The sequence below is a fragment of the Microcoleus sp. BM001215392 genome, assembly GCF_036700185.1.
In the GTDB taxonomy this organism is placed as follows: Bacteria; Cyanobacteriota; Cyanobacteriia; order Cyanobacteriales; family Microcoleaceae; genus Microcoleus.
Genome location: NZ_JAUBOJ010000162.1, coordinates 2119 through 14948, shown reverse-complemented (window position 1 = coordinate 14948; position 12830 = coordinate 2119). Strand labels below are relative to the sequence as shown.

Genomic DNA, 12830 nt, shown 5'->3' with positions numbered 1-12830 from the left:
ATACGCGAATGGCGCAGAAGTTGAGCCGCCATACCAGCTCGAACGTCCTTAATTGCTACGATGACAATCGGCAGAGCTTGCAGCGGGAAGCGTCGGGGCTGCTGGCTAGTTTAGTGCGCTAAGTTTAGATTTATATGTTCGGATAATAATCGAATACAAGACTATGGGGAAACTTACCGAAACTGTTAACTCTCGTCTCACACTCTAAGATTAGTTGGGTGCGACTGGCTGAACCTTTACCAGTTACAGCAGTGCATAACTGCGTTATTAGCAGGCAAGCTGATAGAAGGGATGCGGGGCAAGTCAACGAGCGACGGTTGCAGGTAATGCAGCAAAGCAGTTAGACTAAAATTCAGAAGGCGCTTGTCACCCCCTGAACAAAATAAGATTGAGTAAATTCAGGGAGCGAGAGTTAAGAAAGTAGTTTGCTCTGAACAAACCCCGACGAATCTGCGCCAAGTCATAACTTTTAAAAATCACCCAAGGAAAATCAACGAAGCCATTGCCGATGGGGAGAAAATCAGTAGCAGGGTACAAAGCCTTGACATAACGCTCCAGTAACATACGAAACCTGTGGCTCACAGGCGAGTTTTCACTCTCTTCTGTAAATGAGCGTCGGAGAGTTTCATCAGCGACTAAGAAATGTAGGGGGACAGCGAAATACTGATCGCTGAAATTGCTAGAGTCGCTAAGTTGCTGCGTAGTCTCCTCATTTTGCTTCAGGTTTTGGATAAAATCAAGAGCGAAGTAAATTTCATTTTTTATATCTTCGGGGTAATTTTTTCGCATAATATTTTCCAAAGCATTTATGAATTCTGGTGTCGCGTATTTACTGACTTGGGAATAAGGGTCGAACCTGTAAAGAGATGTCACCGTGTTATTATTCATTGGGACGAGCAACAGTGAACCATCCACATAAAAAACCTGCGGGCTGAGTTCGATCTCCAACAAGTCAGCCATGCAAGAGCATTGGTCAAATAAGAAATCAACGCCTAACTCCAATAGAGACGGTAAGCTGATTTTCTTCCTTGTCTGTTCGTAGGAAACAGCAGAATTGGGTGAGCAAGTAGACTTCTGTATAAAGAATTTCGCCGATTCAAAAAAACAAGGCAAATGTTCGAGAGCAAGTTTAACATCTCGATCTTCTGGATGTAGACGTTGATGGCTCCGCAGCCGCTGCATGAGAGACTTGATACGGGTACTAAAGGTCTCGCCCCCCGAATACATCCCTTTTCCGCCAATGGGAATCATTGCTGTGTTGCGTCCGCAGAGATATCCTGCACCCGTAATTCTCGTCATTATCGCTGTTCGCAAGACGAGCAAGGAACCTATCAAATTTGCGACGCGAGTGATCTGACTTTGTTGCTTGCTGGGTACATTGGTGAATACTTTTTCAACAATGTACACCGTCACTTTCTTAGGTTCGCGATCATTATTTTTTCCCTCGGCAAAATCGCCCCGACCTCGATAGATGGTCTGAATAATTTCCATCAGGTTGTTTTCTATCTGAAACCTAGGTAGCTCGACGATTATGTGTTTTGCATGAGGAAAGGAAATGCCGCGAGAAGCTGATGATGTCATAAATACTACTCTAACCTGGTCTTTACATTCAAGGCGGCTTTCCTTGTCTGGATCTGAAAGGGAATGTATTTCCAGATAAGCCTTATTTTTATCGAATCGAGGCAGCCTCTTTTTGACCAAATCTATTAATTGTATCAGACGTTGCTTGTCCTGAATGTAAACCAGTAATTGGTCTGAATTTTGCTCAGAGACGTGGTGGATTATTTCGGTTACTAGGGAATCGTCCCGCGCTGACTGACCCAGTTTATTTTTAAGGGAGCCATCCTCATTAATTTTACAAGTCTCGAAGAAAACTTTGTAAGTGAGTTCAATAAGTCTTGCTGGATATGAGTTGGCGTTAATAATGGTGGAATCAATAATTCCTCGCCGTGCTGACTCATCAGTAAACGACTGAAAACTAAGCTCTAGTGGCTCTCGCTCATTCTCAACAGGAGAACAGTAAATCTTAGCCGGCTCCGCTTCCCTTGTACCGAGGTGCGGCTTAACAACTTCAACACCTATTAGGGAAGCGTCAGCAACAATCAGTTTAGTGTTAAAACCGTGCGATTTATCGAAGAGTTCAAGCTTTTTATCCAGCCATTTCTGCATGGCGTGAAACCACTCAACCCCAGCGCTATCGCCCGTCACTTCGTCAACCATAACAATGATGTTTCTCAGGCGTGAAGATAATTTAATCATTTCCTCTGAAATCACTTCACTCTGATTTGTAACCGAACGGAATAGTCTATGAAAGTTATCTAAGGAGTCTCCGTATTTATTCACTTTACGGAGGGACTGAGTAGAGCAGGTAATCACAATTTTACTCACGCCCTTATTGATGAGAACGTGACCAGCATCGCACAGGCTCCTAATCACTCCCGTCCCTGACTTTTTATCGTAGCCAAGCGAATTTCCTGAAAGACGACTTATTTCCTGTCTCGCTCTTGTGAGGTGCTTTCCCTCATCTCCAACGCCAATAAAAGTTACCCCTGACCAATTAAAAGTATTAGTATCGGCATTAGAAGAATATTTGACTGTTGGCAAGCCGTTATTGGCCGCAATGATAGCGTGGCTTGTATAAATGCAGTACAGGTCATCAGCAAACAAACGCCGCGATTCAGTTCTAAATTTATTGATTGTGTCTTCGTTAACCGATAGCCGCGGACTGACGTAGAACAGCAGGAAGCCCTCGTTAACGCGATCGCGAAGAAAATCCACCACTGTCGTTGTTTTCCCAATACCTGGATTTCCGGTCAGGAACAGATAGCGACAGGCGGATGACAGTTGTTCCTTTATTATTTGGGCATGAGCATTCCTTAGCGTAATTTTCTGAGGGAGGTTGTATTTTGAAGTAATCGAATCATCCAGAGAATCCGATGGATTGTGAAAATTACTAATTATTTCAGTGAAAGACACGGTTCTGTCCGCAGTGGTATTCATATCGCACAGCGAGTCAACAAATTCTTTTACTTTCTGTTCCTGGCGATCGCTCTTGAGTTCATATTCTCCTGCTGCACTGTTTCCAACGCTGACTCCCATTCCACCAGGTGCGTACAATAAACTATCGGCGACACTTCGCTTGATTAAATTGAGCATCTTAACAAGCGTCCGCTTATAACTATCGATTGAATTCTCTGTGTCAGACTTTTCCTGTCTCTTCATCGACTTATATGCGTCGGCGCAACGATCAAGGATGTCGAAATCTTCCCGCCCGACATTCAGAGTGCTAATTCCCTGCGTCGTGTAACCGATCGCCGTGACTTGGACAGTTGCATCCTTTGGTATCCTGTTCTCTGATTCGAGAAACTTGACAAAACTAGCGGAGTACGATGCCGCCTGCACCAACTTAACAAAGTCCTTGTCGTAATAAGAAAAAGCTGTCAGGTAATCCTTTATGTCACGCCCAATTATTAATTCTCGATTGCTTCCTTCCTTTGTGTCAATTTTTAAGTGATGATAAACACTTTTGGACATTAAGCGGTGCAGTTCCACTCCGAGAGACTCAAGGATTGATAAAGCACTCGATAAATTCCACAAATCGCAATGTTCTCGTTCATCAGTTGCACCCTGATTTTCCCCTTCGTTCAACTCGCTGCTGTCATTGCTATCAACGGTGAATGCAGACAAATCAACGCAGACGATGCGATATTCCTTTTTTCCGCCTCCCTCCCCCTCTTTCGACATCAGCATTAATGTGTCCGCCTTTAAAAATTCCCCCGTTGTAGCGTATTTATTTATGTATGGGAAAACCTTATCTGGGGTAATGCCCAACTGGGAAAGGATTTGAGAATAGCGGTCATGTTCGTTTTTTTCCAGTGTTCTCATGCTGGTTGCATCCGAAAGACAGCACTGCACGTACAGCAATTCCCAATATCTGCTTGTATTAGAGGAGTACCCGAACGCATCCATCAGTTCGTGCCATAAACCCAAACCGCCAAGATGACCCCGCAGGAGTAACAACTTGCCCCAGGTTGCCCATATTCGCTGACTCTCCGCGTCAATAAATCCCTCTTTCAATTTCATTTGAACGAGGCTATTGACGACTCCTCGATGATTGAGTTTTTTTAAATCATCAATGAATAAACCCATGTGGGCGTATTTCATCCCTGTTTGATGAATCGCCGTCAATATTCCCGCGTTAAATGCTAGCTCGAAAAGATGTCCTTGTGCCTCTCTTATTTCCATTTACAGATCCTCTAAAACTTACAGAGCCTTTAAAACGGGACAATATCGCCGTTGCTAATAACCCACCACTGGCGCTCAATTATTGATTCAACTCGCTCCTTAAGCATCGGATTGGAATAGGACTCAACCAAGCAGGCAGCATAATTTTGAGGCAGTTCATCGAGATCGCTTACTTCACGAACGACTAAGTAATTCTCAATTTCATCGAGAAGCAAGAGAGAAGAGTGAGATAGATTAATGTTGCTATTAATCGCATTATCTCCAGAAATTGGAACTATCAATGCGTTGTACACTTCTGTGAGAAATGCGATAGAATTCATTTGCACCGAAGAGATGCAGTGCCGACTTTTTGCTGCTGACCTGCCAATTGCATTGTCGCCGATAATATCATTTAGGGGGTCGAGTTTGAGAAACGATTTCTCTGCCTTAGTTTGGCTTTTTTCGTATTTTGAATAATGCAAGAGCGTTAACCCAAGCATGAGGTTATTTTTTAGTTCTCCCTCTTTGATGAGACCGTCCATTACCTTATTCACGTCAATTACGTCGCCAGGGTGGGCGTTGAGCAAGGTAGAATAAGTTGTCACAGTGTTGTAGAAAATACGATCTCGCTCTACAGCCTTTCCGGTGAACAAATTGAAAAATACTACCTGGGAGCGATTGGGGTCATTAAATACGTTACTCAACTGGCGCACGTCCTGAACGTACAAAGTCTCTTCTTTCAGTTCCCCATCAATCCGCAAGGCGCTGTAACTGTCGTACAGAACCGGATATATTACCAGATCATCAGCAATCTTGAGGTATTTGATGAGTTCCGGCGACATGAAAAACAATTCATTTTGTTGGTCAGTCACGCGCAGGTGTTCAGAAAAGGGACTGCTAGCTATGTATATAACGTGACGAAACCCCTTGAGATACATATCGCTAATTGTGTCGCGCAGCACTGCTGGACAGCGATGCAGTTCATCTCCTCTGTAATTTCCCGCCAGAGTTTTCACCATGCTCACTTTTAAGCCTGTTTTTGTAGGCTCCACTGCTACAACTTCACCTGTCAAGTTGGCAATGTAGTTTTCTCCCCAACGTGAGGAACGGGCGTCGCATTTGTTACTTGAAACCATCACTATTAACAATGGCTCTATGGTTCTATTGTTATTGTTCTTAATTTTGTATTCTTGTGGCAACATTGAGTAGAGCGAACACTTGGCATTGGGAATTTTATAACGGTTAATATTCGGCATCACTATTCCTTGAGAATTCATCAACAAGGAGTCGCTCAATACATAACTCCATTCCTCCACTATTTGATGAATCAATGTTTCCTGCTGCGTTGTTTGGGCTTCTGCTGTTTGGTGCAGCAGCCACTGACCTACAAATAAATTTTTATTTTTTCGCGCTTGAGATGTCAGAATATCTAATATTATGAAGCCAAGCGTCCGCCAAGTAAGCTCGTATATAAAACGCCCCCGTTCTGTGGCTTTTTCTAAAGGTACTTCAGTCACTTTAAACTCTATTAGTGAGCCAGGAAATACAAGGCGACTCATGTATTCCGATGCTTCATCAGCATTTTGGGGCAGGTTACGTTTCCCCCCTAATAAGGGTGCGAGCATTTCGATGTTCTTTTTATCGCGAGCAAATTGCTTGCTTGTATCTTGACTTGCAAAACTATAGAACACGGGAAGCATTTGAATGTCGCCAATTTGATAGCTCATGTCGAACTCGCGCTTCTTACTCGTGCGGTAGAAGTTATCCGTCTCAAATGTCAGCGTTACAGGAAACTGGATGATTGCGTCTTTATTTGCCACCTGTGCCGAGATGAAAACATACTTGAGGCATTCCTTCAGATTCTCCGACAGTTCATTCCCGAAGAATCTACCCGTATTGCTGATTTCGCTCAAGTCTGACAGAAGCAATGTCCGTGACAGCCCTATATTTACCTTTCTTTCGACAGAAAACCCAAGTTTTTCTTTTTTTAAGTATTCTTTAAGAGCCTTTACCACAGCTTCCAGTTTGTCAGTAACTAAGTATTCACTCATTTCACCAACAAACTTTATCATTAAATTTTTCTTAGCCTCATCACTGTCAAGAGCTTCTTCTTTCAACTGAGGCAATACTTCTTCCGTAAATCTCCCGATTACATCAAAATTTAGAACATCCTCGTAACAATAATTTGGCGCTAGAGGGTTGGGACAGGCAAATGCAAAGTAATAAAGAACGAAAAACTTAACTATTTTCTCAATGTGTTTCTTGCGCCTCTCCTGCGTTAGATCGTCCAAATCTATGTTATGCAACTTTGAATCCGGCTTAATCATCTCAAGCCCATACACAAATGAAGAATCGTAAAGAACCGGATTACTGACGCGCCCGTTTAACTTGAATTTGAGTCCAAAAGTTATTGAGGTAATGCTCTGATGTGGATCGTCTGTTTCTCCAATACAGCCATCGATTTTGCCTAAAAGAGGTAACTCGGAGAAGGCATCCCGCCCAGAGAATAATTCTTGGATGTCTACAAGTACGCCCTGGTATGTTACTTCGTAATAAGCCTCTGGTTTCTTTTTGTCGTTGATGAATTTTTCCAGTGATCTAAGACGCCGGCTGTAGTCCCTCAAATAAAACGAGGCTTCGTCGAGTGATATTCCGCGTGGCTGTTGTTTCCCTTTAAGGGCAAACTGATGTATTAACTTACTTTTTTGCTTCGAGTCTCTAACGCGAGCGCAATCTTCACCAATTATATTTGCCAAGGATTCCAAGTAAGTTACTTCCGCCTCTCTTTTCAGGCGACCGATTGTTTCCTGATTAAGTAATTTTTCAAGTTGGCATAATTCATTAGAACCATTAGTTTTGAGCAAATCGAGGCTCGTTCTCACGTTTTTAATTACAAAATCAGGATAATTTGAGTCCTGTTGTATTTTCAAGAATTGAACATAATTTTCCAGCCCAGTCACCACAAATTCGCGGAAGCGAGTTGTACTATTTATCTCTATTGTTACTTTGTGACTCCTGATTGTAGGAGTCTCCACTTCATAATCCAAGGTCAAATCCTGCGAACTCAACCCAGTCATCGAAGGGAATTGCCAAGCAAACAAGGAGGGCTGCTTTGGCATTGATGCCAGGGGTACAAGCATTGACTCGATTAATTCATCAATTGTCACTTCTGAGCTTTCTCGATCTGGCAACGAAGCGTGGGCTTTCCTAATAGCCTCGATTAATCTATTTGATAAAGCCGTTTTGATTTCTTGAATTTTTTCTCCGAAGGTTTCACGGCATTTTTCAACCATGTTTATTGTCGCTTTATAGGCTTTTTCTCCTAGCTCTAATGGAGGTCTTAATTCTTGATTTTTTGCGAGTTGAAAAGCCAAACAATGAATGTCTATAATTAACCTAAATCTTCCTGAAGGGATATCTTGTTTTAAGCAAAATATTGCTGCTCCGGTTTCTTGATTCAGTTCGTCAATAGTTTTTGCTAGCCAGTCGCTATAATCCAGCCTCGCCAGTTCATTCCTGTCTTCTTTTAACTCATTTTTCACGGGAACTAGCTCCTTCTTTTATGAGAACTGGTTGCGGATTGTTCACTGGTTAAGGGGATAAATTATTCTCATACAAGTAGAATGATTCAAAATATCATTTCATGTTCGCAAAAATAAACCATCTCTGGAGGTCGGTGTCGAGCTTACAGTTACAACAGATTGCAGGTGAATAGAGTACACTTTAATCCCAAGCACCCACGAAACTGGTTTACAAACTCGCTATCCGACTCTCCTTTTACCCTCATCTCAAGCAACAGCAGGGTCAGTAACCAACGCCCTCATATAATAGCAAAGAGGTCGGACATTGTGGGGCAAAGAACTGCAACTGAGTAAATCCCGCTCTTTGCAGGGGCTTTTCAGCACCCAAGAGCTATCCTCTTTGAGGGTCAAGCCTGCTACGAATGGATCGTGGGAGCGGGAGTCAACATCAGTAGCACTCCGGTGAGACCGGATTGGGGAAGAAAGCGCCGATCGAGCAGGCCGGATTGCGAAAAGGCTCCTGAGCGACTTGCGGTGATGAATGTTTGGCTCAATTTGGTCAAGAGGAGTCTAACTCGGAGTTGCGGGGGTTTTCCAGTACCTAAGAGCTGCTGAGCGGCTGATATTCATGACTTGAAAATGGGCGGAAGTCATTATAGCATTGAGTAGTTATATTACACAGCAGGCGAAACTGAAACGGTGTTGGCGGTTGATTTACTCGCTCTACACGCACTTCTACAAAACTAGGATTCCTCAAGAGAAGTTCAAAAATCTCACTCTTCAAATATCGCGGACAATACCCGACAATGTAGTGGTCTTCTGTATTTAAAGTCAAGGCTTTAGAATCATAATGATTTTGAAATTCGTGAGCTAACCACAACTTTTCTCCTGTCTCTAAGCGGTTAATTCGCTCAATTGCACCCTGTGGCAAATACCGCAGTCCGTGCAAGAAAAAGTGAAGGCGATACCGCCCTTCTGAATCTGGTTCAGGAATGAGAAAAACAGTTAGAGTATCTGTTTCTCGCCGCCCACCGCTGCGAGCTAACATGGCAATTGGATCGCTTTCATTTTGAGTCAGATTTAGCCAGTGAATAAAACTTGAGTAATCGGGGCGATTTTTCGGCATCAGCCGATTAACAAATACGGAAAATAAGTAGGTTGATGTATATACTTCACCTAAGCGCGGAAACGAGGGCAAGGGTTCAAAACCGCACTTCTGTTGAGCTTCTAAAACGCCTTGCGTGTAGGTAAATTGGTAGTTGGTTCCGTCAAATGTTAGCCTGCCAATGGGAAACCAGGAACGGCTGTTTGGATCTTGCCAAGCCAAAAAAAGCGTTGAGTGTGTTTTCACGGTAGCGTTTTCCTCAAGTTAAGCAGTCTGTGTTGATTGAATTCAAGAATTTTTTGGGCAAACTCGGCTGCAATCGGTGAGATACGAGTGTTAGGAATTCGATTAAAAATATCTAGTAGATTCGCCTTTGAGATACTTTCAAGTCGCTCAATCCATATATGCGCTGCATTCGGATAACGACGTGCAGCGCAGTCAAATACATCAAGAGTTTTGAGGGGCTTTTTGTCATCAACGTTGCCATAAAACGCTGAGAAACATTTGTTAGCATAAGCGTCTACTGAGCGTTTTTGCCTTTGTTCATCTGAGAGGTCGCGCCCCAGACTGGAAGCATGATCGTAACTGGGTGCTAGGTGTGCTGTTTTGGATGTAGGGGACGCTAGATTTACTGTTTCAGATGCAGTGGGTGCTAGATTTACTGTTTCGGATGTAGTAGGCACTGCCTTATTTCGGACGACACCCCAGTTTTCGTGGTGGCGATCGCCATTGCCTATCCACGCATCTAACAGGAGATAGCCGACAAACACCTCTACAGCTTTTTGGATGCCACTGGGTACTGTGCAACCAATAGGTAAATTCACAGATTCATCAGAGATAATTCTCAACACTAGATCAATTGTATGTTGTGACAGGTTGTAGGTGGCAAAGGTGGGGTAATTTGGCACGATGGGAGTAAGAAGTTCGTTACCATGAACGAGGGTGCCACCGTTAGGCAAAAAGTAAGAAGAGACTACACCGAGATTCCCCTCACTCGTGGCGGCCAGTTCATAATTAGCATGAGGAATTCCCAGTAATTCGCACAATTCGGAGGCCACTTTCTCTGCCCAATCTTCGCCTAAATCAAGTCTTGCTTGTTTGTACAGGCAGCGGCCGAGTTCTGGGTGTTCAAACCAAAACTTATACTTGCTCCCCATTGCTTCCTGATTAGAGAGTTCGTAAGCTTGAGGGGTGACAATAATGATGGGGAATTCATCAGACATAAATTGGAAAACCTATTTCTTTCGCCGTACTCGCAGTTGACAAATATAGCAACCGCTTTCGTCGGTTAGAACACAAAGTCCGGTAGGGTTCATGAATGACCCCTACCTTGTGCTAACCCGACGCTCATCTTTCAGATAGAGCGCGGGACTTCCCGCGAGTTAGTTAAAATCAGCTTCAATTTTCCAATCCCTCACCCACCAATGCTTCCAGTTCAGCTAACAGCTTCTCTAGTTTCTTTTGCTTTTTGGGGTCATCCCAAACCTTAGACTTTTTCACTCGCTGCAAAGCTGCATCTACGCGACTTTTAAGCGATCTATACGGTGCCGTCGCCTCCCCCGTATAGATCGCTTTAAAATCGGCAATGCGCTGTTTGATTTGGGTCAGAGAGAGGTCGAGATCGATCGCCTCCTCTAGTAATTGGGAGCGCTCTGAGCTATCCTTAACTCGGGCGATCGCTCTGGCTTTGGTATACTCAATTCGTCCTTTCCGCAGCGCTCCAATCACATCATCTGGCAGATTCAGCAACGGGAGGCGATTGGTTCGGAAACTCTCTGGAGTGTACTTCCCAACGAGTGCAAATATATCGATTACTATTTGCCAGTCCGAGCTGTGGATAACGTTATCCACAGCTCCGCGTTCCGGGTGCGCGGCCGCTCCGAGCAAAGCAATAACTGACGAGGAGGTAGAGTTTAATTTCATTGCCAGCAATTGCAAAATCCCCTCGGTTTCCTCAATCGCATTCAAATCTTCCCGCTGCAAGTTCTCCAGCAGTGCAATTTGCAGAGCCTCTGTGTCTGTCAGTTCCCGAATTACGACAGGAACTTCAGTCAAGCCTAACGACGACGCGGCTCGATAGCGCCGTTCTCCCGCTACCAATTCGTACTTGTTGCCATCTATGGGGCGTACCAGGAGCGGTTGCAGAATCCCTAGCTGCTTGACTGACTCCACCAGTTCTTGCATAGCTGTCGGCTCGAAATAGCGGCGTGGCTGCTGCTGGGGCAAGACAATTTTGTGTATTGAGACAAATTCGGATGCGGCATCTGCACTGTCGCTGGTTCCTAATAGAGCCTCAACCCCTTTGATTTGATAAGGCTGACTGTCGCGCTTTTGATTCATGCCAGAGCTAAGAGTCCTTGTGCAATAGTATCGAGTACGGCGACGGCTGGATGTTTTGGATTGTACACGGCCAGAGGTACGTGTTGCTGTGACGCATCGGCAAAAGCCACAGTCCGAGGCACAGGGGGGTAAATCGCACCAATCTTCTCCAGAGAAGTAGTAATTGACTGCAAACTTTGAAACGCCTGTACAGTACGGGTATCGTACAGCGTCGGAATCACTCCTGCAATCTGCAATTTCCGATTAGCGCGTTTTCTGACGCGAGCAATGGTTTGCAACAGCAATTCGGTTCCTTTGAGAGCTTTATATTCAGTCTGAATCGGAATTAAGACGTGAGTGGAGGCAACTAGACTGATATAGGATAGGATGCCGAGCGAGGGAGGGCAGTCTATCAATATGAAGTCATAGTTCGAGCTAAGGGGGTCAATGACTTCTTTTAGCCGACTATCTCTCATGTCAGCCACCACCAGTTCCAGCTCTGCTCCGCTCAAATTAATATTAGAAGGGAGCAAGTCCATGTTGTGAAGGTTTTTGCAGAGCGCCGGCTCGGAACCGTTCATAATGGACTCGTAGACAGTTTCCTGCAACTCGGATGGTTCCAAGCCCATGAAGGCGGTAAGCGAGGCTTGGGGGTCCATATCTACTAACAAGACTTTTTGCTTCCGCCTCGCCAAATGGTAGCCTAAATTCATTGTTAAACTGGTTTTGGAGACACCGCCTGACTGGTTGAACAGCGCAATAATTTTGCTCATCTATTTTTAAGCACGCTCTGAAACGTGTTGATTAAACAATATTAGTGGACTGCGGCTTATTGTAGACTAATCCTAGAAAGAACTTTGAGAACCGCGTCTGATAACTAACTGCGATCGCAGTTAGCATTGAACAGAGATGTTGAGGGGAGCATCCCGATGCAAGCAAGTTGTCTCAAAAGACAACGGCAGTATAGGGCTTTCGAGGGATATCAGCGGTGTTTTTGCAACATCGGGATCATCCCGATGTTGAGCGTAGCCCATACCCATAATCTTGGATTTGGGTGGGGTTCATTCAAAGCTAGTGTTGAGTCAAATCGCTGATAATATCTAAGCTCATATTGTCAACTAATTTAGTCAGAGCCAGAGCAATTTGCTTCTGCGACAGCTCCATTCGCTCAATCAACAGCCTTACCGCTTGCTCGTCTCCACAAGCGGCTGCTTTATAAAGCTTCTCAATCGACTCCCTCGGCAACACAGACAGCGACTCAGGAGTCAGTTGCATAACAGGCTCATCCTGTTCGGACTTCCTAGACGACTCCTCTTCATAGATATAGCGAACACCCAAATGAAGCGCCATCTTCTCAAAAATTACTGCCTCTCGGAACGGTTTGGCAACAAAGTCATCGAAGCCTTTCGACATGGCAAGTTCCTGGGTTTTAACAAAAGCATTAGCACTCAAAGCAATAATCTTAGTGTTAGAACCGTCAGGCAGAGCTCGAATTTTTTGAGCAGCTTGAAAGCCGTCTAGAACAGGCATCCTCAAATCCATCCAAATTAAATCCGGCTTGTACTTTCGCCACAATTTAACAGCTTCAATTCCGTTATTTGCAAACCACACAAGAAAGCCAGCCGACTTCAATATCTGAGTTAGCAGCAACCGATTTGCCG

At 44.3% G+C, this 12830-nt stretch carries 7 protein-coding genes; all 7 read right to left on the bottom strand.

The window, feature by feature from the left end:
* Nucleotides 1–366: 366 nt before the first annotated feature.
* Nucleotides 367–4245, bottom strand: coding sequence for a hypothetical protein (locus tag QT974_RS17960; protein WP_333469798.1), 3879 nt, complete (start codon nt 4243–4245; stop codon nt 367–369).
* Nucleotides 4246–4274: 29 nt separating this feature from the next.
* Nucleotides 4275–7766 (bottom strand): hypothetical protein, encoded by a 3492-nt coding sequence (locus QT974_RS17955; protein ID WP_333469797.1) that lies wholly within the window; start codon nt 7764–7766, stop codon nt 4275–4277.
* A gap of 580 nt (nt 7767–8346) precedes the next feature.
* Nucleotides 8347–9096 (bottom strand): HIRAN domain-containing protein, encoded by a 750-nt coding sequence (locus QT974_RS17950; protein ID WP_333469796.1) that lies wholly within the window; start codon nt 9094–9096, stop codon nt 8347–8349.
* Nucleotides 9093–10073 (bottom strand): hypothetical protein, encoded by a 981-nt coding sequence (locus tag QT974_RS17945; RefSeq protein WP_333469795.1) that lies wholly within the window; start codon nt 10071–10073, stop codon nt 9093–9095. The genes QT974_RS17950 and QT974_RS17945 overlap by 4 nt, the downstream gene beginning before the upstream one ends.
* 175 nt (nt 10074–10248) lie before the next feature.
* On the bottom strand, nt 10249–11190 hold the full coding sequence (locus QT974_RS17940; RefSeq protein ID WP_333469794.1) for a ParB/RepB/Spo0J family partition protein: 942 nt from the start codon (nt 11188–11190) through the stop codon (nt 10249–10251).
* Nucleotides 11187–11942 carry a ParA family protein gene (locus QT974_RS17935; RefSeq protein ID WP_333469793.1) on the bottom strand — a complete coding sequence of 252 codons (756 nt, stop codon included), beginning with the start codon at nt 11940–11942 and terminating at the stop codon, nt 11187–11189. Before QT974_RS17935 ends, QT974_RS17940 begins: the two co-directional genes overlap by 4 nt.
* 298 nt (nt 11943–12240) lie before the next feature.
* Nucleotides 12241–12830, bottom strand: a 590-nt coding sequence (locus QT974_RS17930; protein WP_333469792.1) for a response regulator, incomplete at its 5' end; no start/stop codon positions are given.

Bases quoted from the DNA above. Each gene is read 5' to 3' on its own strand.
- QT974_RS17960 (WP_333469798.1), bottom strand. From the start codon at position 4,245: ATGGAAATAAGAGAGGCACAAGGACATCTTTTCGAGCTAGCATTTAAC.
- QT974_RS17945 (WP_333469795.1), bottom strand. From the start codon at position 10,073: ATGTCTGATGAATTCCCCATCATTATTGTCACCCCTCAAGCTTACGAA.
- QT974_RS17940 (WP_333469794.1), bottom strand. From the start codon at position 11,190: ATGAATCAAAAGCGCGACAGTCAGCCTTATCAAATCAAAGGGGTTGAG.
- QT974_RS17935 (WP_333469793.1), bottom strand. From the start codon at position 11,942: ATGAGCAAAATTATTGCGCTGTTCAACCAGTCAGGCGGTGTCTCCAAA.